Origin of the sequence: Desulfonatronum lacustre DSM 10312, from assembly GCF_000519265.1 — a bacterium.
Classification (GTDB): domain Bacteria; phylum Desulfobacterota; class Desulfovibrionia; order Desulfovibrionales; family Desulfonatronaceae; genus Desulfonatronum; species Desulfonatronum lacustre.
Map to the genome: position 1 here is coordinate 713,063 of NZ_KI912608.1, position 23,334 is coordinate 736,396.

The following is a 23,334-nucleotide window of genomic DNA, read 5'->3' on the forward strand; positions in this document are numbered from 1 at the left end:
TTCACAATTGTTTATATTGTAAGGATTAAACTATGAAACGTGACTGGCTTTATTTGCCAATTGAGTTAAAAGTTAGAGACCTTCACTCACGAATATTGCTGGCATGTTTTGCTGCTGTGAGAGGTATTAAATCGATTGTTGGGCATAAACTTGAAGTTCAACACAAAATAAGAGAATGCCCTCCAGGGTTTTTCTTGATGTACGGCTTTGTTGATAGCTACTTGAATAATTATGAGAAAATTATAAAATATGGTCACAAGGTTGTTGCTCAAGACGATGAAGGGTTAGTTGTTTGGCAAAATGATATGTATCAGAAATTTCGTGTTTCTAGCTCTGTTTTAGAAAAGGTAAGTCAAGTATACGCATGGGGGCAAAATCAGAAGCAACTGATTGATAATTGGAGCCCAAAAACTAAAGAAAAAATATTGATCACAGGTAGTCCTCGTTTCGATTTGCTGCGCAAGCCATTTATCCAGGCATTAGATGTCGATGCTCAAAGTATCAGAAAAAAAATAGGGCCTTATATTCTTATCAACACCAACTTTGGTAGGGCAAATCATTTTAAAGGCACGCAGTATTACATTCAGACCAAAAGAGAGCAGTACGTAACTGACAATATAAGCAGTAAATTTTTTGAAGGTTGTTTGGAATTTCAGAAATATATTTATTATAGTTATATTGAAATGGTATTCGAACTCAGTTCAAAGTTTCCAGAAACGATGATCGTCATAAGGCCTCATCCATCCGAAAATCATGATGCATGGCGTAAGCATGTACTTGGCTTATCAAATGTGAAAGTTATTCACGATGGTTGTGTTTTGCCATGGATTTTAGGTTCAGAAGTGCTTATACATAATGGCTGCACTACAGGTGTCGAAGCATACATGTTGAATAAACCTGTTATAGCCTATCGCCCTGTAATTAATGAGACCTATGAGCCAGTATTACCCAACCAACTCAGCCATCAAACTTTTACCAAAAATGAATTGATTAAAGTTGTTAAGTCTTACTTAGCATGCTCAAAGACACTTCGAACACCTGACATGGATGAAATTGCTAATTTCTATATTGAATCAATGGGGAATTCTTTTGCATCCGAAAAAATAGTTGACAAACTATGTGATAGTCAAGAGCAAATAACAATTGATGAAAAACGTGAATCGTATATATATAAACATCTTACATCGAATTGTTCAGAAGCATTTAATTCAAAAAGTATGTTAATTAATGATTATATTAGACATAAATTCAGTGGGCTGTCTATTAATGAAATTTGTGATTATCTGCATAGACTAAAGCAAGCTTATAGCCGTTTTTTAAGAATTACTGTAAAACAAATTGGCGAGACTTGTTTTCTTTTTGAATACGATGGCAAAAATAAAACAATCACGACAGCAGATACTGATTCCAGTTTGATAGGTGGTAAAAATATATTCTCAAAGGACGGTTTTATTTTTAGTGATAAAATTCACCAAGTTTTTTTTGGCTATTATGACATTACACCTTTCAGCCCTGATGAATCTAAGCTTTTAGCCGTTCATGCACCCATCGAGAATGTGACCCCGGCACCCAACAGCCAAGTCAAAGTCGGCTATTACGATCTTAGTCAGCAGGTTCCAGAATTTCAGGCTGTCGATATCTCAAGCACATGGTGCTGGCAGATGGGGTGCAGGCTGCAATGGTACCCAGCTGCAGGTGGGAATGCTATCCTGTATAACAGGCTTGTGAATGGAAAATATGGTAGTGTTATTCAGGATATCCATTCAAAAAATATTCTTAAGGCATATTCATATCCGATGTATGCTGTCAGCCCAGATGGACGTTGGGGGCTATCCATTAACTTTTCGCGCTTGCAAAGACTTAGACCTGGGTATGGCTATACATCTTTGCCAGACGGAACCCAGAACAATTTTGCACCTATTCGTGACGGCATCTGGCGTATTGACATGAAAAATGGGAGGGCAAAATTCCTTCTTTCTTTGAGAAGAGTGAAAGATATCAAGCCACATAAAAGTATGGAAGGTGCGGAGCATTATTTCAATCACTTACTCTTCAATCCTTCAAGCACACGCTTTCTTTTCATGCACTTATGGGTGAAAGATGGCAAAAGATATAGCAGGTTGCTTACAGCAGATTGTGACGGTTCGAATATACATGTCGTGAATAATGAAGGAGTTAGTTCGCATTACACATGGAAAAATGATGATTCTATTTTAGTATATTCTTTCCACAAAGAGAATGGCTTTAATTATTATCTGTATCAAGATAAGTCAAGCGAACGAATGATTGTTGGAAAAGATATATTGAAGGAAGATGGGCATCCAACTTTTATTCCATCAAGTAACGATTTGATAACTGATACATATCCTAATATAAATAGAATACAATCATTGATTTATTATCATTTTAAAAGCAATAATTATAGTGTTATCCACTCTTCATATGTTCCGGATTGTTTTAAAGGCGAGATTCGTTGTGATTTTCATCCACGATTAAGCAATTTAGGTCGTTTTGTATGTATAGATGAATTAATTGATTTTCGGAGAACTATGAAAATAATAGATATAAGTAGGCTTCATGTCGACAACAAATCAATAAATGACTCCATGATTAATGACAACAGCACAATCAATTCACAGTATTGCAGCAATCGGATTGATAGACAATTTCGTTTGGCTAGGATTTGGTCTAATAAGGAATTGTTGAAAATATCTTCTTTGTTTTCTGGTGAAATTGTAAATATTTCTGGATGGAAGGATGAAGATAAGGAAGGAAAAAAGTACAAAGATTATTTCACTAATGCGGATAGATATTGGATTACAAATTTCTCTGGTTACCGTGGCATTCAAAATGTAGATAACGAAATATTTCTTGATTTAGCTGCGGATTTGCCTAGTGATCTTAATAAAAAATTCGATGTTTGCTTTAATCATACAACCCTTGAGCATATATTTGATTTTAGGAGAGCTTTTAAGAATATTTGTGAAATGTCGAAAGACATCGTGATTGTTGTTGTTCCATTTTCGCAAGTGGAGCATGAGTCTGATTCTTACAATGATTTTTGGAGGTTTGCTCCATCATCTATGAGAAAATTGTTTTCTGAAAATTCTTTAACTGTTATTTATGAATCGTGGAATAATGATTTTAATTCCGCGACGTATCTTTTTTTTGTAGGATCTCGTTTTCCAGATAACTGGAAAGGGATGATTAAATCATGTAAGCCTGTGAACCCAGCAGGAAATTGGATTGGTATGATCGAACATGAATAACCTTAATTCTAAAAGTCAACTAACATTAGATCAAGTTACAGTAGTTATCAGGTCTGTAGGTGAACGAACCGAAAACTATTCAGTTCACCTTGCTACTCAGCAAGTCATTGATAATAATATTTTCATCGTTCGTAAAACGCCTTTTTCAGAAGCACTTCGCGAATCTTTTAAGATCGGAATCGAAAAAGGTTTGCCGTGGACAGTCTGCATTGATGCAGATGTCCTCATCAAACCAAACTCCCTGCGAGATTTGTTAGATATTGCTAATCGGCAACGAAGAGACATGTTCGAAATTCAAGGACAGATTCTTGACAATTTTTTTGGGGGCCCTCGCGATGGTGGTCCTCATATGTATAGAACTTCATTATTATCCAAAGCAATTGATTTTATCCCAGAAGAAGGTACCGGCTTGCGTCCAGAAAACTTCACGATATTGAAAATGAAGGAAAGTGGCTATCCGCATGTGCAGATACCTCAAGTTCTCGGGCTTCATGACTTCGAGCAGTATTATCGTGATATTTTTCGAAAATGCTATGTTCAGGCACATAAGCACTCGCAATTTATTGAAAAATTTATCAATTACTGGAGGCTAATGGCCGAGGAAGATAAAGACTTTGAAGTCGCTTTATGGGGGCTTGCCGCTGGGATAGCTAAAACAAATAATATCCGTGTAGATGTGCTTAACACTCCTTTTGAGTTTTTTGATTTTTTGAAAGACAAAGACTTTGTTGAAAAAAACAGCTTGGATCATGCAGACCTAAGTTTCCAAAATTTCGAAGAGAAATTATTTAGGAATTACCACGAGAAGAAGTTTGAACCCGTTTTCCCAACGACCTATTTTAAAGACAGGAATTTATCTAGGCAGCATATTGCTCAGTCAACTGCTTCAAAAGGCACCATTCGAAAAACGAAGTCGCCTCTCCGATTAGTGCATATTAATACCCACGACATCATGGGTGGTGCCGCAAAATCAACATGGCGGTTGGCTGAGGCTCAGCGCCAGCGTGGCCATCAGGCTGACCTCCTGGTGGGATTTAAAAACTCCAACCATCCTTCGGTTCACAGATTTGACCCTGATGCTAGCCCTACTCACATCCAACGCTGTCAAGAGCAGGGTCTTTTGTACTACGAATTTCAAGGGAGTCATAAACTTCCAGGCCATCAGCTTATAAATAATGCTGATTTGATTCATTTCCAAAATCTTCACGGTGGATATTTCAATCCCTTTTCCATACCTAGAATTTCAAAGATCAAGCCCATAGTCTGGACATTGCGTGATATGCAATCAGTTACAGGGCATTGCGCTCATTCATTGGAGTGTGATCGGTGGCAGACTGGATGCGGTGATTGTCCTGATTTAAATGTCTATCCCCAAATTCATTATGATTCGACCGCAAGACTCTGGGAGGATAAAAAGACTATCTATAGCAAATCAAAAATGCATATTGTCTGTCCGAGTAATTGGATAAAGAAAATTGTTGAGAAGAGTATTCTTTCTGAACATTCTGTAGATTTGATTTATAATAGTGTTGATACGGATGTTTTTTTTCCACATAACAGGCTTGAAGTGCGCCGCGAGCTTGGACTTCCTGAAAATTGTGTATTGGTCGGAGCAGTCGCTCACTGTGGAAGTTTAGGTAATCCATGGAAAGGTGGCGAGTATACTCTGGAAGCCCTGAAATATCTCTGGGAAAAGTATCCTCAACTGATATTTGTAAATATCGGGGCGTCGCATCAGAGTCTGAACTGTGACCAACGAATAGTCAACATTCCTCACGTTGATGACGAAGGCTTTCTTTCCAAGCTATACTCCTCGCTAGACTTATTTTTATACACTACCCTGGCTGACACCTGTCCATTGGTGGTAATTGAAGCATTATCATGCGGTTTGCCCGTTGTCTCTTTTGCTACTGGTGGCGTCCCTGAATTGGTAACACAAGGTGAGGATGGCTTCGTCACGCCAAGAAAGGATGTCCGCTCTCTGGTCAAAGCTGCTGAGACACTACTAAAGATTCCAGAACTTCGGGGTGAGTATTCTTGTAATGCACGCAAAAACGCTGTCCAACGTTTTTCGATACGTGATATGGTAGATAAATATGAAAATGTATATTTTAAAGCCATAGATGACTTTAAATCTGTAAATCGTAAAACTCTTTGATTCCCTTGACGGCATTCCGGACATGGTGGTGCATCAGGTCAATGGATATCTGGCGCCGGTTGGAGATGACAAGGGGCTGGGTGAGGGGATGCGGTGGGTCATGGAGCAGGAAATGGTTGGGGTAAGATTCGGGGGAGACGGCGCTGAGCCGGTATAATTTGCCGTTGCAGGCGGGGCGGTACCGGGAGTTGTATGAAGAAATTCTTAAGTGAAACAATGCGATGTGAATAGGGCTAGTTTTTCATGCTTTCAATTTATTTTTTAGAGTGAGTAATAATATGCCGGAACTAGATTGGAATTTAAAGGAATGGGGATCTAAAGAGAATTGGGAAAAATTTTCAGGTGGAGAATTATGGTCACAGGGTTGGGGAGGATCTTTCGCACAATGGTATGGCTTGATATTTCCTCGGATAGCTAACTTTTTGCCGTGCGAAACAATGCTTGAAATAGCGCCAGGGTATGGACGATGGACACAGTATATTATCAATTATTGCAAGAATTTTTATGCTGTAGACATATCGCAGGAATGTGTTGATATTTGTAGTAATAAATGGGGTAATAGAGGAAAATTTTATAAGACAGATGGTAAAAGCTTGCCGTTTGATTGTGAATTTGACTTTGTATTTTCTTTTGATTCGCTAGTGCATGTAGAATATGAGATTATAAAAGAATATATTGGAAAAATTATCAAATTATTAAAAAATGATGGATTTGCATTTATACATCATTCGAATCTTTTTGAATACAGAAAAAAAATGCCATCTAAGACACACGCGCGTGCACCAAGTGTCTCGGCTAGTCATATCGAAAAATTAGTTGATAAGTGTGGCGGAAAAGTTGTTATTCAAGAAAAAGTGAATTGGGGAACTTCAGAATTAATTGATTGCTTTTCTCTTTTTACAAAAGGAAAAAGTAACAAATACGAAACTAAATATTTGGAGAACAATGCGCTGATGGATAATGCAAGTTACATTAGAAACTATTTAGCACCATATAGTATTACTAAATAGGCTATGTTGTTTATACAAATGCATCGAAGACAAAGGATTATCTAATGAGTATGGCGGTAGATATTAGTTATCCCAGGATTAGCATTGTTACGCCATCATTTAATCAAGGAGATTATATTGAAAAATCAATCTTGTCAATTATCGACCAAGGTTATCCAAATCTTGAGTATATAATTATTGATGGTGGCAGCACTGACAATACAGTAGAAATTATCAAAAAATACGAAAAGCATTTGACCTACTGGGTCACCGAACCGGATAGAGGGCAGTCACATGCCATAAACAAGGGGCTGGCTCATTGCACGGGGGATATTTTTAATTGGTTGAATTCTGATGACTACCTGCTATCAGAAGCATTATTCGCTATAGCAGATTCATATAAAAAAAATAGATATGCTGCTGCGTGGATTGGTAGTTGCAAAAGAGTCGATGAGAATGGTAATACTCTTGCATATATATTTCCAAATGGACTATTTCGAGAACATATTGGCCTTAACTGGAATGGAAGAGTTTTTTATCAACCTGCATGCTTTCTTAATTTAAAACTTGTAAAAAATGTTTGCGGTTTAAATGAACAAAAAAAATATTGTATGGACTATGATTTGTATATGCGCTTGTTCCATGAAAATGCAAAAATTGAAAAAGTTGATAAGATTTTATCATGTGCAATTCTTCAAAAAAATGCAAAAACCGTTGCCGATAGTAGACAATCTTGGGCTGAACTTGCATATACAATGCTTGATCATGGTTTTCATGAAGGGAGTTTAGAAATATTTGATCGTCTGACAAAGGGGACACCATGTAGGTATACAATCCCTGATTCAGTTAAAGTAGAACTCAAAACGCGTTCAGAATCGTATAAAAAGTTATTTTATAAATCATTGAGTGATATCGGATATGAAAAAAAAATACTTATTGTCAGTAATTTTTCTGAAAACGCTAAAAGTTTATCAGTTCTTGTTGCCAAAATTATTTCTGATATTTTTTTTCTGTTTAGAAATGTGAAGTTTATTCTTCATGGACATAATTCTAGCGAGTTTTGTCAAATTATCAATTATCCTTTTGTTACATGTATTGATAACATTACATCTATTGCAAATCAAATTGACATATGTATTTTTTTCGATTCTACACAAGCAACAAAAAATGTAATAAAAAAATTATCAATGAATTTTGTTGCTATTATCATTCCATCTTCTTCATCTATAGAATTTGTTGATGGTCGTAATTGTTTTACTTATGATTTTAGTAATTATGAACTTATTCTGTATAAAGCTTTGCAAGCTCTAAATGATCAGCCTACACGAAAAAATTTGCAATTACAAGTATTTTTAGATTATAGTACACCAGCAAATTTTTTTTATTATAATCAAACAAACAAGATTCTTTTTGTCTGTCACAACTGCCCTCCCTACAACACTTCCGGAGCACAGCTTTATGTCCTGAACTTGGCCAAGGAACTCAAAACACTCGGCCATGACGTTTCCTTTTTTTATCCCGTAGACATCAGCAAACGCCAGACTGACGAGGACAAAACGCCCTATGCCGTTGTTTCGACGGAATATGAAGGACTGAAAGTCCATCAAACCAACGTCATGGATGGCTCAACGGATCTGTTTGAAAATCCCCAGTACATGTTTGCCAATGAAAGCGTGGAGCAGCAATTCGAGGAGCTGTTACGGCGAGAACAGTTTGACCAGGTCCATTTTCACCTGCTCTACCGCTTAAGTGCCCGCCTGCCCTTGATCGCCAAGGCATTGAACATTCCTACGACGGCCACCCTACATGACTACTGGCTGCTATGCGCCATGGGACACTTGATTGATACCAAGGGCCGGGAGTGCTCAGGGCCTGAATCGCCGGAAAAGTGCGCTCGTTGCCTGGGAGGATTTCAGGCCGATCCCGCCAAAGAAGTAATTGAGTTCTTTCGTCTTCGACAGCAGGTCATTCAAGCCGGATACGGGGCTATCGACAGAAATTTTTCGCCATCAAGGCATTTAGCTGACGTACATGCTCGTTATGGCTTCTCACGACCCGCCGTGCTTCCTTTGGGATGGCCGGCTATTCAGGCTCCTCGCACAAGCCAAACTCAAAAAGCCAAGATTATTCTTGGCTTCATCGGCCAGATAGTCTACCGCAAGGGACTTGATCTGCTCGTTAAGGTCGTGAAGGAACTGGACGTGGCATTGCAGGACAAATTCGAGCTGCACATTCACGGGACCGTGCATCAGCCGCAGTTTTTTGACGCCGTTATGGGAACGATCAAAGATAATCCTAGCGTCAAGTTTTTCGGGCCGTACAAACATAATGACCTTGGAAACATCCTTTCTTCCTTTGACGTCACCGTGATCCCTTCCCGCCAGGAAAACTATCCTCTAACCGTACTGGAATCCCTTTCCGCCAAAGTGCCGGTGATCGCCTCGGATGTGGGCGGGGTGCGGGAAATGTTCCAGGACAAAGTGGAAGGCTTTCTCTTTCCGCGGGAGGACACGACGCGGCTGACGAAAATCGTCCGCATGCTCCTGACGCAGCCCGACCTCTTGGCCACCATGCGCACCAAGATCCGACCGATCAAGACCATGCGACAGAATGCCGAAGAATATGCGCGGGTGTATAAAGAAATGCCGGGATAAGACATGATGCTGGAATGAAACAAAATGCTGGGATGCTGGGATGAGAAAGGCGGTGGGAAAGTGAAAGATGGGAGGCAGGGAGAAATCCGCGTCCCACATGAGAAAGAGGTTGCGGTGGAGTCGCAGCATATTGAGCGAAAGCAGTCTTTTGGCAAGGAAGTCATTATCTCCCTTGTCGCCTTTGCCAATACCGACGGAGGCACCGTGGTCGTCGGTGTTGACGACCACGGTGTGCCATGCGGGCTCAATATTGGTCCTGAGAAGATTCAGCGTTACCTCAACGAGATCAAGATCGCCACGTATCCCCAGATCATGCCCAAGGCGTGGGTTGAAGAAAGAAGCGGCAAGCAGGTGCTCATTTTTCAAATCAACGAGTACCCGGTCAAACCGGTGGCCTACAAGAACCGGTACTACAAGCGGGTGCACAACAGCAATCACCTGCTGACTCTTGAAGAGATCGTTGATTTGCAACAACAGTCTCTCTCGGTTTCATTCGATGCCTATCCCAGCCTCGCTCAACTGAATGCGTTGAATGTTGATCTAATTGCGCGTTTTTTTGAGAGGGTGAACAACAGGGGCAGGGTTGCACTGCGCGACGACATGTCGGCAAACCTTGTCAAGCTGAAGCTCATCCGGGGTGGAAATGTTACCCTGGCGGCACAATTCCTTTTCGGTATTCCAGATTGTCATATTCGCCTCGGCCGCTTCAAGTCAGAAGCGACAATTATTGACGACAACGTGGTCAGGACACCTCTGATGCTCGCGGTTGAGGAGGCGCTGACATTAATAAAAAGACACATCAACCTTTCGTATCATTTTGACGGCGGCATTGAGCGAAAAGAGCGTTGGCAATACCCTCTGGAAGCCATCCGGGAGCTGTTACTCAACGCTGTCGTGCATCGGGACTACAAGAATGCTTCTGACGTAGTAGTCAAGATTTTTGATGACCGAATCCTGTTTTCAAACCCAGGAAGGCTCTATGGTAATTTGCGCGTTTCGGATTTAGAGCGCGATGATTATGTCTCGTCGATACGGAATCGACTCCTGGCGGAGGCATTCTATTTGATGGGAGATATTGAGCGCTATGGAACGGGGTTCGTCCGGATCAGAGAATATTTGCGGGATTACCCGGAACTCAAACTGAAGATTGAAGAAATCGGGAATTTTTTTACAGTCGAATTGCGCCATTCCCCCCCAATCTCCCCCCCAATCTCCCCCCCAATCTCCCCCCCAATCATCACGGTGACCGAGCTTGAACGGCGCCTGCTCGAACTGTTGCTTAAGAACCCCGCAGCAAGCAGTAGCGATTTAGCCCAAGAGTTGTCTATGACCCGGGGCACGGTCAAGGAGTATTTGGGGAGATTGAAGAAAAAGAGCGCCCTGGTGCGTGAGGGCTCAACCAGGACAGGGCACTGGGTGTTAACAGATGCAGGGCAGGGGATTCTTTCAAATGACTAAACGAATTCTGATCCTCCGCCCGGGACAGACCGGGCCCGGCGTTATCAGGCATGGAATACGGTGAGGAATCAGTCATGAATCAGATTCTTCAAGCGCTGAGTCAAGTATTGCCACAGGGTGCCCGCCTTTTCTCCGGCCAAGAGGCGGGACGCGGTGATCCATCCATATTCAGGGCGTTTTCTGCGCAGGTTATTCGGAAAAACGAGGTCCTCATCAAGCAGGGGGAGAATCAAAAAGCACAGGAAATGGCAGTCGCGCTTCTGGCCGCATATCCTTTGGAAAAGACAGCCGGGCTGCATCTTATGCAGGTATTGGGGCGGTGCGGGAATATTCTGGAGGGATATAGACTGGGCAAGCTGTATGCCACGCTTTTCCCAGAAGACCAGGACTTCTTCAGGCTAATGGCGGAGTATCTGCGCATACTTGCCATGCATTGCGACGACGATGCCCAGGCTATGGGCCTGCTGGACGGAGCGGCTTTGCTTGATCCGGCTTTGCCTCGTGTCTGGAGTGACCTTGCGAACCGTCTTCAACTCCTTGACCAGCGAGATGCACTTGAACGTACACGACAATGGGCGGCGAGCTTCAAGCCGCAAATTTCTTGTATGAATTCGGTTGGTTCTCTGAATAGCACTCACGGTAAACGTATTCGGGTCTGGTATGTATCCCACTCCTTCGGCTTTGAGGCTGGTGGAATAAACGGCGTATCCCAGGCCAAGTCCATGACATTGAGTTCGATTATCCGGGGGGGAGATGGACCAGAGGTCTCCGTCATCACCCCTTTGCGTCCTGAACTTCCGGAAGCCATGGGGGAATTCGCTCAGACATTGCCGCGCATAACAAAGGGGGATGGCTTCTCGTGGCCTTTGTGGCAGGGCACCACGACCCTGCCACAGGGGGGTATACGTTTTTGCCGCCCGGAGGATGGCGGCAAGCCTGACCTCGTCATTGTTGAAGGTCTGCGGCTCACCGCGCACCACTATCTTGAACGGCTGGGCTTCCCGGACAACTGTCCCAAAGTGTTCATTCATCACTCATCTCCGGATCATTTCACTGACAAATATAGGGGTGAACAGGAGTTGCCGGCCACCTTGGAAGCCCTTGCCAAGTATGATGGTTTTGTCTGCGTTTCAAGCAATGTCATTGAAGAATGGAAGCGTTTTGAGACATTGGCCGCCAAGCCGTGGGTGCATATCCCCAATTGCGCACGCGAGGAGGAGGCAGCAGACTTACTGAAAATCGATCCCGGTAGATTACGCGAAAAATTGGGCTTGCCGCAAGATGGCTTTATAGGTTTATGCCTTGCCAGCGTACAGTGGCGCAAGGGACAGGACATATTACTACAACAGTTACGTGAGGTCACTCACAAACGCCCAGATGCGCTTTTTATATTTGTCGGGCCGATCTTCACGGAATGGGGGGGGCAACAAATTATGGAACTGGGAAATAAATTTTTACAAAAACATGTTCGCTTTCTCGGCGTACAGCTCAACGCCCTGGAATATATTCATGCCTCCGACTGCCTGGTTTTACCGTCGCGAGAAGAGGCCTTGCCTTTGACTATTCTTGAAGCCATGTGTCTGGGGAAAACAAGCGTGGCTTCCGATGTCAACGGGATCCCGGAATTGATTGAGGACAAGGTCACGGGCTTGTTGTTTTCACACGACAATCCAAGGCAACTGGCCAAACATCTTCTGACATTGATTGACAATCCCGTGCAGGCTCAACACTTGGGAAAGCAAGCTCTCAATCGATACCACACCTTGTTTTCTCGCAAGCAGCACGCCATGCGCTGGAGGGAATCCATTGAAATGCTTGTTGCCCAAAACAAAGAGAAAAATCCATGAACGAAGATTTTCAGTATGTCTCTCCTGGCATTGTCCCGGAACTGAACGCGTTGACCCTTGATGAGGTGTGTCAGCATTTGGCGACGCATCTGAATAGTTTCATTTTGGATGATAGCCTGGGAGCTGCGTATTTCAACCGCTTTGTCCATGACGAAACGTTAGCTTCGAATACGCGGGCATTGAATTGTTTTTTTTATATTCTTCGCAAAATGGGGCAGATCGACCCGTTTAATCCGACCATCATCAATATGACGCAGCAAACAGCGCCTTCGCCAGAAAAGAAGATTAAGTTAAAATTATTGATGAATACGACTTTGACCCAGGAAAAGATCGCTCAGGTCCAGAAGTTTTTACAGGGTGAAAAGAGTGTGAATGGCCGAGGAGAACTTGTAAGGTGCCTGCGGCATAACTGTAGTGATGTGGCATTGGCAAATTACTTGCTGGATTTCGATCTCTCCTCTGGACATAACCCCCAAGAGTGGATGAAAACGTTTCATCCTCCTGATATATTTAAAAAAGAATGGGAATGTCGGAAAATCTATCTTTATGCTCGATCAGGAAACACAATCAAAGCGCTGAAGCATTGGGAGCGTGTTGCCGACAACGAGAACGAAGTCCCCGAAACCATCCTCAATTACGCGGCTGCTTGCCTCATCAGGAATAACGCGAAAGACGCCGCTGCAAGTCTGCTCAAGCAATCATTGAGGCTTGACGCTTCGCAGCCTCCTGTCAACTATTTGAGCGAGGAGCTTCAATCTCCATTTTGCGTGGATAAACACGTTGTCCAGACAAAGGATATCATTATTGGAGTTTATACGCACAACAAAGCTGACCTGTTGCAGCAAACCCTCCAGAGCCTGCGACAGTCATGCCTTGGAAAAGCGCGTTGCTTTCTTTTGCTCAACGGCTGCAGTGACGAGAGTTTTTCCGTGGCCCGGGCAGCGAAGGAAGACTTTCCGGACGGTCAGCTTTCTGTATTTCAGATGCCGATCAATATCGGCGCTCCGGCTGCGCGGAATTTTCTGGTTCATGAGGCATTGAAGACGGAATGCGATTATATGGCATTTCTGGACGACGATGTCGTGATACCTGAAAACTGGCTGCAAAGCCTGGCCACGGCCATTCAGGAAGAACCAGGGATCGGGGCGGTGGGATGCAAGATCATGAACCCTCAACCGGCCTCGACAATGCAGTACCTTTTCCGGGATGTTTCGATCGTCAAGAAGGGCATCTTCAGGTTGAGCCTGGCAACGCCTTTTTGGACTATTGATCCAGGCTTTTACGGGATTCGCAGGGATGTCGACTCAGTCATGGGGTGTTGCCACTTGATCAAAAGGGAGTGCCTGGAGCAGGTGCCCGAGTTTGACATCCAGTTTTCCCCCAGCCAATTGGATGACGTGGCGTTCCATTTGGATCTGCGCCTGAAAGGGTATCGAGTCCGTTACCTCGGGCAACTGGAATGCACCCATTATCGTTCAACCGGTTTCCAGTCTCCAAAAACAAGCAATCATGGGAGTTCTCTGGGAAACGACGTGAAATTCTATTATCGCTTCAAAGGAATGTTTCAGCGGATGCGTGATTGGCAACGCAAGCGTAATGAAGGTATTATACCGACTTTAGATTCGTTGTGTTAGTTCGAAGTAATACCTTGAGGTTTCTCAAAGCTGGTAAATACTCTTGATCTTGAGATAATGCCTGTCGAAATAATAAATTCGCATCTTGGTATTCTCCCTTTTGAAATTTGATTAATCCTGCAAGATTACTGTATTCTTTGCTTATATCATAATTATTTTCAATATATCTGAGCCGATTTTCACTTTCAAGCACATCTCCTCTATTAAGCATTATGGCTGCGGCATGGATATGGTATTGTTGCTCAAGACTTTCGTTGAAAGGCTTCCTACCTGGCTCCACTTTCCATGGCCCTGATCGCAATTTTTGAGAAAAATTGCAATAGCTACAAGCGTCAAGAGGATATCTTTTGCGCCAGAACCAGAAACTGTCCCTGTTAAACTGTTTTAAGTCATAGATCATGTCTTTGCTTGCCAGAAATGCATCTGGGATCATTCCTTTGGGTGCAAATCGGGTATAAGCGCCAGCTCCGCAACGCCCCATGCGCATATCTGAAAGCAGAGCCGTGCACTCAACATTACCGCAATACAGTTGGGGTTGTTCAGGACTATTCCAAAATTCCAGCTTGTTGAAGACTGCTTTGTCACAAAAGTCGATACAGATGTTTGGATTGATTTCTCGAATTTTATTCAACAGCTTTGATACTACCTGTTCTCCTCCGAGTCGTCGCATGATCGTCGGGTAGCGGGATACTCGCAGCGTGTTGATAACTAACCATAAATCTTTGTAAAGACGAATATCTTCAAGGCTGAGCCAAAAACCATTGGTCGTCAGCATCAATGGTTTGCGATATCGCTCCAATAAAGCATAAGCAAAGCCGGTCAAGTCTTGATGTAGAAAAGGCTCTCCGCCCATAATAGAAAGAGAATGATAGTGGATGTCGTTTTTTTTGAGCACATCGAGGCCGTCAAAATATTCCTTTGCTTCATATTCTCTTGAGGCGGCAAAAGGAGAATAATTATGGCACCATCGACAGTTATGATTGCAATGATCCACGGCATGTACTTCCAGCCAGCCGAATGCGTTAGCCATGAATAGCTCCTGACTTCGGTATGTTGTTTGTATAGGGGGAGACTCTCTTGCTTCAACTTCTGGCAAACATTTCCTGAGCCTGGGTCCAATCTTCCGGAAAATCAACCTCGATACATCTGTGCTCGCTAATATCCAATGGAATGAATTCAACCCCGCCGCGAATCATGAATTCCAAGCCGCGTTCAAAATAATCCTGGTCCTCGCAACGCTTCAGATTTTTCACCAAACAGGGCAGATATCCGGCCAAAATTTTGTTGATCCCCACGGCTTCGCCTTCCCCGTTTTCGATATTTTTTGAAATAGCAATAATTTTCCCTGACTCGTCCGTGCGGTACTTGACCTCCTCGGCTTCGCACTTCTTGCGGTCCACGGCGATCACATTGTTTTCGGCCGCGACCACCGTGCGAAGCACTTCGGTATCAAAGACCACATCACCGTTGGCCCAAATCACGTCGTCCTCCAAGTCTTCGACCGCGTGCAACAGGCTTTGGGAGGTGTTGGTGATGTAGAAGAGCGGGTTGTAGCGGAAGAACACGTTCGGGTGCTGCTCCATGACCAGGGTCTTTTTGAAGCCGACGACAACGATGATCTCGCGGATGCCGACCTCTCGGAAGATTCTGATTTGTCTGCCCAGGATTGTCTCGCCAGTGGGGAGGATGGCCAGGGACTTGGGGAGAGGGCGGCCCAGGCGGCTGCCGACGCCAGCGGCTAGAATGACGGCTTTCATGGTGCTCCTTTATGTTCTCTCGCCAAGATCGCCAAGAATCGCAAAGGGGGATTTTACTGCTTTACAGGCAAATGTCTTGGCATTTTTGATTCATATCTTTGCGCAATTTGCGGGCTTGAGCGAGTCTTCGAGCGGGCGAGAGGAATTTTTTTCTCTCGCGAAGATCGCCAAGGTTCGCTAAGGGTCACGTATTCACAAATCGTTCCACGAGGTATTTTCCAAGGCGTGCGGCGGCTTTGCCGTCGTGGTTGGTGAAGGATTTGGCGGCCAGGGCTTCGCGTTTGGCTTGGTGCGGGTCTTCGTCGCGGGCCAGGAGCGCTTCGAGGTAGGTAAAAAGTTCATCCTGGGTCACGGCATGGAAGCCTGGCGTCATTTCCTGGTAGTTGAAGAGCAGGGACCGACTGGAGGTCACATAGCGTTCCAGGTCATAGGGATAGAACAGGATTGGCCGGTTGGTCAGGAGAAAATCGAAGTACACGGAAGAATAGTCCGTGAGCAGCAGATCCGTGATGCGCAGCAGCGGGTAGACGTCCGAAGTGGATTCGGCCATGTGGACCGTGGCCGGGAGTCGTCCTTGCAATCGTGCCGCGACATACGGATGCAGTTTGCAGATGAAAAGAATCTTGTGGCGCTGGTTGAATGCATGCAGACGGGCAAAGTCGATCATTCCCTCTTCCAGCGGCCCCCCGCCGGCATCACGAAACGTGGGCATGAATAGGATGGTTTTGCCCCCCTGCTTTCTGGTTTGCATCATCCGGGCGTACAGTGTCGCATCCACGTTAAGCATGTCCATCCCCTGGGGAGGGCGCGAGAGCACGTCGTTGCGCGGGTAGCCGAGCTCGGGGAAGGCATCTGCCTTGAAGGCGCGGGCAAAGGCGTGTTCCGAGAAAAAGGGTGACGTTGAGAGAACGCTGTCGTAGCCGGAGTACATCTCGGTCAGGTACCTTGCTTTTTCCGGAGTCATGTTCACCGGGGAGTCGATTTCCGGGAATCCAATGGCTTTGAGGGGAATTCCGTGCCAGAGTTGGACGACCTTGGCCGGACTGACCAACATGGTGAGTAGCTGATCATGTCGCCACCAGAAGTCGTCGCAAACCACGATCCTGGCTTGCAGGAGATGATCGACGGCTTCTTGGGCGCTCAGGTGAACAGCCGGAAGATTGGCCCGGCGTAACGCGAGGCAGGTGTTGCGATGAGCGCCGATAAAAACGCAACGCAGTTCCGGAACATGTGTAGCGCAATGCAGAAAGGCGTACTTCACGTTGTCGATGAATTGGCCATCCTTGCGGCCGAGAAAGACGACATGATTCATCCGTCTGGGGGTTGTCGCCACCAAACGAGCGATGGAACGTAGCGATTGTCCATCCATGAAAAAAATCCTTTTTGTTGGTACATTTGCAGGGTCACGCGAAATATCTCCCCGGATTCCTTAAACATGACCGATTGTTGAGTTTGCTGGCCTCCTGACAGACCATGGGCACGCCGCGACCGTACTGGACTCATCAGCTTCCTTTCCCAAACACCTCGTCTTGCCAAAAAGCCTGATCCACCCCACGTGATTCCCGGTCAATAACCGCCAGTTCACGTTCCGTGAACTTGTGCTCCATCTTGATATGATTGCCCAGGACATGGGCGTCCCAGGCCGCGTCTTTGGGGGCGCGGCGCTGGTCGTGGGATGTACTGACCACCGCCACCCGGCCATCGTACACGGCCTGCCCCCCGGCCTTCCATATCTGGATGTTGTGCTCCAAATCGTCCACTTGCGAGGGGGAAAAGCGGATGTCGAAGCTGGGTACCCCCAGTCGGTTCCATTTTTTCAAGTCAAAAAGATGACAACAGCCCATCACCGACAGGCATGGCCGGCGATAGTCGAACTGGCCCAGATCCATGAACAGGGGGGCGTTGTTGGTGCAGCGGATGGTTTTGTCGCCGGTTTCCTGGAAATAGCGGTACACGTATTGAATTGTCCGGATATCGCCGGGGTTGACGCCTTTGGGGCCAACGACAACGGCTTTGAGAAAAAGCTGGAAATCCTGGAGGTAGCAGGCCAGCCAGTCCCGGGGCAGGAGGACGTCGTCGTCCAGATAGGCCAGATAATCGGCTTCCTGGGTTTCCGGGAGGGTGAACAGCCAGTTGCGGGCCGCCGGGGCGCCGATGTTCACGGGCAGGTGGATGATGGTTACGGGTCGGCCTTGGGCCAGGGTCTGGACCGCGCTGTCCAGTTCTTCCGAGGTGAAGGCCGTGGAGCCGTTGTTGAGCAGGGTGATTTGGCTCGGGCCGATATTTGAGGCCAGCAGGCTTTCCAGGGTGCGCAGGGTGGTTGCCAGCTTGTTGAAGGTGTAGAAGCCGATGTGGACCTTGGACTTTTCCACCAGAGCCGGATCTGCTTTCGGCTGGTCCAGCTCCCAGAGTCGGTAGCGCAGGTGCGGCTGGTGCGGTTCCCAGGCCAGGGAGCGCAGCCAGAACATTCGGGCCGTGTCCGTGCGGCCTTCGTGCAGGGCCAATTCGGCCTTGAGGTTCAGGCTGAGAAAACTCTCCGGCCCCTGGTTCAGCAATTCGAGGGTCAGGGTCTCATCGCCGGACTTCCAGGTCGCCCAGGCCAGCAGCGGGGCCGTGGCCGGGCCATACGGACCTTGGGTGAACCGTTCAGCCCACCTCACGAAACGCTCCTTTTCCCCCCATTGCCAGAACTTTGATAGCCCCAGAAAGTGGACCAGGGAGGCGGGCGAGGTTGTCAGGATCTGCTCCAGGTGCTCCGGATCGTCACCGCATTGCTCAATGAGCGGATGAGCCTGCTCCATGGTTAATCCCGAGGCGTCTTGGGGCAAGGCTTCGAACCAGGCGTGAAAATCCGGAGACGATCCGGTCATGGGCAAGAGCTGGCCCAACAGCCCGCGGACATTGGGGTCGCAAGGGTTCATCACCAGGGCCTGGCGCAACAATCCGGTGGCCAGATCGATGCGGGCTGCGGATTGGGAATCCTGGGACGGGGCGAGGCCCTCCAGCAGTTTTTGCGCGGCCCAGACGGCATGGCCGGGGTCAAAATAGCCCTGGAAGCGGTGCAACCAGGAGATGTGGTCGAGGATGGTCGGTTGTTGATGCATGGCGTTTCTCTGGTGAGGGCTGGGATGCAGTGCATGGTTCATAAGACAATTCCTTCTTGCATCTATACTATTTCACGTCGTTAATTTTTAACGATGCCGGAGTTCGAAATCTGATTTGATGACTTGTGTCATCAATGATTTGGCGGACAGGCCTCGCGATATAGGCGTTCCAGGTAATTATCCTCAGCCATTCGCGCCTGATTCGCTAAATGCGCGGCTTTTCGGCGCAGGGTGTGCGGATCGGCGAGGATGCGGTTGATGACCGTGATCTTGCTTTGTGTTTCCGCGGCCAACTGCTTTTGCCCGCATTTCAGCGCGGCCCGCAGCAGATGCGTGTAAGCGGCGAGAGAGGGACACAGGGTGGCCTGGTGTAGACGTAATTCCAGGGCCTGGGGCCAGTCCCCGTGTTTTTGCAGAATCTGGCCAGCGGCCTCGTAACCGGCCGACCAGAGCGGGTGGGGTTTCAGGAGGTTGAGCAATGAATCCAACGGGGCCTTGGAGAGGGGGGAGAGGCGCTCGGTATCCTCGTCCGACATGGCCGCGTGGGGCAGCAGCCACGGGGTCAGGCGCAGTTCCAGGCCGTCATGCAGCAGATGATGGTGCAGGTCCGGGATGATCAAGGTTTCGCAGCGTTCCTGGAACAGTCGGGCGTTGGCTTGGTCGTGGTCGAAGCGTCCGGGCGTCTGGCTGGTGTGATGGATGATCTCGCTTTCCGGAACGCAGCGCAGGCCCAGTCCCTGCTCGCGGATGCGGGCGCAGAGTTCCAGGTCTTCAAAACCGTTCATGTATCCGGGGTAAAAGCCGCCCAATGCCAAGAACTGGGAACGTCGCAGCAGCAGGGCCGCCGCGCTCAGGGCCTGAACCGAGCGATCCGGGCGCACCAGAGGGTGGGTGGCTGGGAAGAGTTCGTAGAGGTGTGAGACATTCTTTTGGGGGCAAAAGGCCACTCCGAGATGCTGCACGCGGTGCTGATTTTTGTCGCCGTCCGGGTAGAGCAGCAGCGGCCCCGCGGCTCCAAGCCTTGGTTGCGTGGTCAGGGCGCGGCGTAGCGGTTCGAACCAGCCTAGCCTGGGCACGGTGTCGTTGTTCAGGAAAAAGAGCAGCTCGCCCCGAGCCGTGTGCGCGGCCAGATTGCAGGCCGGTCCGAAACCCAGATTCATGTCCTGGCGCAGAACCGCGAATCGTTCCACGAACAGCTCGTGACCCAAGGGAGAACAGGCCTCCAGGGTGGCGTCTTGCGAGGCGTTGTCCACCACGATCACTTCGAAGAAGTTCCCATGTGTGGCGGCCCGCAGGCTGTGCAGGCATTGCCGGGTCAGGGGCCACTGGTTGTGGACCGGAATGATGATGGACAGGAGCGGAGCAGCGGTCATGCGGGCAGGATGTAGGTTTTCTCCGCATGTCCGAGAACCATCCGCTCCGCCCATTCCACGCCCTGCATTACGGAGTGGTCCATGTTGCCCACCTCGTATTTCCAGCCACCGAAGCGTCCGCGGGAGAAGATCCCCAAGGATTCGAGCCAGGGCTGGATCAGGTTCAGGGCCGCGTCCCGTTCCAGGCAGGGGATGGGGTAGCCGTAGTCCGCGGTGTGCTCCCAGGTGGAGACGATCCGCTGGGCGTCGTCCGCTCGCATCAGCTCCACGTCTTCCAGGCCAACGATGGTGTCCTGCAATAAGGCCGCCTGGTCCACGGTTTTGTGCGCGGAAAAAGAGACCTCGGCCATCAGGGCTCGTTGTTCGCCGGGCCGGGCCGTGTTGTTGGCTGAATAGTTGTGAAAGTTCGTGACCCGGTAGAAGGGGTTGGAGAATTCCGGAAAGTACATCCAGCAGGTGTCGTCGGGACGCGTCTCCTCCAGTCCGACGCCCAGGATATGCACTCCGTTATGCTTGAGATTCCGGGCCGCGGCGCGGATTGGTTCGGGGGGCCCGTTGCCAGTGCTCATGGCGGTCAGGATCAGCCAGTCCAGGGGGGCGGTGTTCAGCAGGGCGTCGTAGGTGATGGCGGTTCCGTCGGCGCAGGTGACCATCTTGGCTGTGGTGTTGATGCGGACCACCGCTGTGTTGAGGCGAATCCGGTCCGCATGCCGCCGGGCCAGGCGGGTGAAGATCTCCCCAGTTCCGTCGTTCAAGGGAAAGCGGAACAGATTGTTCGGTCCCCAGGAGACGTCGTCGTGCTGAAAAACGATGTTCTTCAGAACGCGGCGCACGTCCACCACGCTGACCCGCTCGCCGATCCAATGCCAGGCCATGGTTTCCGGTGGATGAGCCCAGACCTTGAAGTTGTAGGGAAACAGAAACAGGTCCGCGATGCCTGGACCGAAGACCTGGAGTATCCAGTCGCGGAAGTGGGCGGGAGTTCCGGTGGCCGGTTTCTGCTCATGCAGGTCAAGCAAACCTTCGATGCATTGCCATTGTAAATCCGGCGGCAAGTGGCGGATGTTGTTCTGGAACGGGTAGGGGGCCCAGGTCCCGGCGATGCGGATCATGGCCTTGCGCTGGTGCTCCAGGTAGTCCCGGCCCAGGAGGTCGTCCAGCAGGCGGTCAAAATAGTCGTAATGGGAAAAGACCACATGGCCGCCAATATCCCAGGTGAAGCCCTGGTCGTCGCGGAAGCTGGCCGATAGGCCGCCGGGATAGACGCTTTTTTCCAGGATCAGGTAGTCCGTAACGTCCAGTTCCCGCAGGCGCTGGGCCGCGCCCAAGCCGGTGGGGCCGGCACCGAGGATCAGGTAGGCAACATGGTGGGTGGGCATACGTTCACATCCATTCTTGCAGGTCGCCGTGTTCGGCCATGGTTCGGACCTTGGCCAGCAGGTCTTCCTGGGTCGCGGCGCGGTCCAGGGCCGCGATTTGCTCCACTTGCTCCGGAGCGTACTTATGGTGCAGCTTGTACTCGTTGGCCATGGCGCTGCCATATTGCTGTGTGTTGTTCAGGGTCGCCCGGCCGGTGCGTTTCAGGTGTCCGATTTCGAGGTGGCCGGAATAGACCGCCGGACGGCCGTTCAGGCCCAGCCGCAGGTCGTGATCCAGGTCGTCGAATTGCGATGGCGAGAAGCGCAGGTCAAAGTCGCCGCATTCCAGCAGCACGTCCCGGGCAAAGAGGTGGCAGCAGCCGGTTACCGAGGAGCAGGGCCGCAAGTAGCTGAACTGACCCTGATCAAGAACCTGATGATGCAGGTTGGACAGCCTGAAGGAGGTCCAACCTTCCGAGGCGTCCGGACGGTCCGTGGGCTTCAATTCGCGCACGTGCAGATCCGCGCTTTGGATGGAGGTCGGGTTGTGAAAGTCCACCACCTTGCAGCCCCAGACTCCGGCTTCGGGGTAGGCCTCGCAAGCCGCTCCCAGCCGTTCCAGCCAGTCTTCCGGCAGGCTGACGTCGTCGTCCAGATAGACCAGCCAGTCCGCCTCGCGGCATTCCGGCAGATGCATCAGCCAGTTGCGGGCCGCCGGAGCGCCCACGTTTACGGGCAAGGAGATTACCTGAAAGCGCTCCGGGCCGAGCCGGTCCTGCCAACCTCGGAGCAGGTCCGGCGTCTGATCCGTACTGGCGTTGTCCAGAACCGCCACCCTGGCACCGTGCAGCTTCGTGGCCTGGAGGCTGTCCAGGGTCACGGCCAGTTCCTCGGCCTTGTTGAAGGAATAGAGCAGGATCATGGTTCTGCCCGGTAGGATTGTCCGTTGTTGATCCACGCCAAGCAAGGCGTCGTGCATCTTCAAAATCAGGCCGGTCTGCCACGGGCGCTGACGCAGGGTTTGCCGCCAGTGATGGAAGGCCTGATCCCGGTTGCCCTCTGTATAGGCCAAGTCGCCCAGCAAGCGCTGCCCGCAGGCCGAGGACATGGCGATTTCCTGTGCCGTGTCCAGCATTCGGTCTGAAACCGGGAGCCCTTGCAATATCCGTAGCTCGGCCCGGATGCGTTGGCCCAGCAAAGGCATGGCCGCAGGCCAAAGACGGTTCATGCAGTCCTCGATCCATGCCCATTCCTGCTCGTACGGCCCCACCATGAGCGCCTGCTGCCACCAGTAGAGATTTTCTTGATCCTTGCCGAGCATTTGTTCCAGAAAACGGCACATCTTTTGCGTTTCCCGGCGCTGGACCAGGTGTGCATAGTAGGTGTTCTGTTTCGGTGGTTGCCACTTTTGGGCCACATAGCGGAATATGTCGATCAAATGTTCGGGGAGGCCGGGAATTTTTTGCTGCAGCATCAACAACTGCCCGGCAAGTTGCCCGTCCAGCGGATCCTCCTCCCATGCCGCAAGCAGCATGTCCAAACCGAGGGAAACGCAAAACGAGGCCTGGGCCGGAGACGCTCCGGAAACCGCCTGATTCAGGGCCTGTTCGGCCATGGTGACCAGATGCAGCTTGCCCACGCTGCCCAGCAGAAGATTGTCCTGGAGTGGTTCGGGCAGCCTATTCCAGAACGCGGGGGGCGCGGTACGCCCTGTTGAAGCCTGGGGCATTGGT

The 23,334-nt window shown here is 48.8% G+C and carries 14 protein-coding genes; 7 read left to right on the top strand and 7 right to left on the bottom strand.

Annotation, left to right across the window (positions count from 1 at the left end; genetic code table 11):
* Positions 1-32: 32 nt before the first annotated feature.
* The 7 genes from DESLA_RS22185 to DESLA_RS21410 all read left to right on the top strand — a co-directional run bounded on the left by DESLA_RS22185 (position 33) and on the right by DESLA_RS21410 (position 14,009).
* Complete coding sequence (locus DESLA_RS22185) at positions 33-3,269, top strand: surface carbohydrate biosynthesis protein (protein WP_084031849.1); 3,237 nt, start codon at positions 33-35, stop codon at positions 3,267-3,269.
* A complete protein-coding gene (locus DESLA_RS22190) occupies positions 3,262-5,427 on the top strand; it encodes a glycosyltransferase (RefSeq protein WP_084031850.1) in 2,166 nt (721 codons plus the stop codon). Before DESLA_RS22185 ends, DESLA_RS22190 begins: the two co-directional genes overlap by 8 nt.
* 278 nt (positions 5,428-5,705) lie before the next feature.
* Positions 5,706-6,437, top strand: a complete 732-nt coding sequence (locus DESLA_RS22195) for a class I SAM-dependent methyltransferase (RefSeq protein ID WP_084031851.1) — start codon at positions 5,706-5,708, stop codon at positions 6,435-6,437.
* Positions 6,438-6,481: 44 nt separating this feature from the next.
* Entirely contained in the window at positions 6,482-9,070 is a 2,589-nt protein-coding gene (locus tag DESLA_RS22200) for a glycosyltransferase (RefSeq protein WP_084031852.1), read from the top strand.
* 24 nt (positions 9,071-9,094) lie between these two features.
* A complete protein-coding gene (locus DESLA_RS18420; protein ID WP_051434332.1) occupies positions 9,095-10,528 on the top strand; it encodes an RNA-binding domain-containing protein in 1,434 nt (477 codons plus the stop codon).
* 74 nt (positions 10,529-10,602) lie between these two features.
* Positions 10,603-12,375, top strand: a complete 1,773-nt coding sequence (locus DESLA_RS0103415; RefSeq protein ID WP_028571397.1) for a glycosyltransferase family 4 protein — start codon at positions 10,603-10,605, stop codon at positions 12,373-12,375.
* On the top strand, positions 12,372-14,009 hold the full coding sequence (locus tag DESLA_RS21410; RefSeq protein WP_051434333.1) for a glycosyltransferase family 2 protein: 1,638 nt from the start codon (positions 12,372-12,374) through the stop codon (positions 14,007-14,009). The genes DESLA_RS0103415 and DESLA_RS21410 overlap by 4 nt, the downstream gene beginning before the upstream one ends.
* Here DESLA_RS21410 and DESLA_RS22205 read toward each other — a convergent pair.
* The 7 genes from DESLA_RS22205 to DESLA_RS18440 all read right to left on the bottom strand — a co-directional run bounded on the left by DESLA_RS22205 (position 13,981) and on the right by DESLA_RS18440 (position 23,330).
* A complete protein-coding gene (locus tag DESLA_RS22205) occupies positions 13,981-15,039 on the bottom strand; it encodes a radical SAM family protein (RefSeq protein WP_035261305.1) in 1,059 nt (352 codons plus the stop codon). The genes DESLA_RS21410 and DESLA_RS22205 overlap by 29 nt on opposite strands.
* 52 nt (positions 15,040-15,091) lie before the next feature.
* Complete coding sequence (locus DESLA_RS0103430; protein WP_028571398.1) at positions 15,092-15,766, bottom strand: phosphocholine cytidylyltransferase family protein; 675 nt, start codon at positions 15,764-15,766, stop codon at positions 15,092-15,094.
* Positions 15,767-15,950: 184 nt separating this feature from the next.
* A complete protein-coding gene (locus tag DESLA_RS0103440; protein WP_028571400.1) occupies positions 15,951-17,135 on the bottom strand; it encodes a CDP-glycerol glycerophosphotransferase family protein in 1,185 nt (394 codons plus the stop codon).
* 133 nt (positions 17,136-17,268) lie between these two features.
* A complete protein-coding gene (locus DESLA_RS18435; protein ID WP_051434335.1) occupies positions 17,269-18,912 on the bottom strand; it encodes a glycosyltransferase family 2 protein in 1,644 nt (547 codons plus the stop codon).
* 89 nt (positions 18,913-19,001) lie between these two features.
* Positions 19,002-20,243 (bottom strand): glycosyltransferase family 2 protein, encoded by a 1,242-nt coding sequence (locus tag DESLA_RS0103450; RefSeq protein ID WP_028571401.1) that lies wholly within the window; start codon positions 20,241-20,243, stop codon positions 19,002-19,004.
* Positions 20,240-21,622, bottom strand: a complete 1,383-nt coding sequence (locus DESLA_RS0103455; RefSeq protein WP_028571402.1) for a protoporphyrinogen/coproporphyrinogen oxidase — start codon at positions 21,620-21,622, stop codon at positions 20,240-20,242. Before DESLA_RS0103455 ends, DESLA_RS0103450 begins: the two co-directional genes overlap by 4 nt.
* Positions 21,623-21,626: 4 nt before the next feature.
* Positions 21,627-23,330 (bottom strand): glycosyltransferase family 2 protein, encoded by a 1,704-nt coding sequence (locus DESLA_RS18440; RefSeq protein ID WP_051434336.1) that lies wholly within the window; start codon positions 23,328-23,330, stop codon positions 21,627-21,629.
* Between the last annotated feature and the right edge of the window lie 4 nt (positions 23,331-23,334).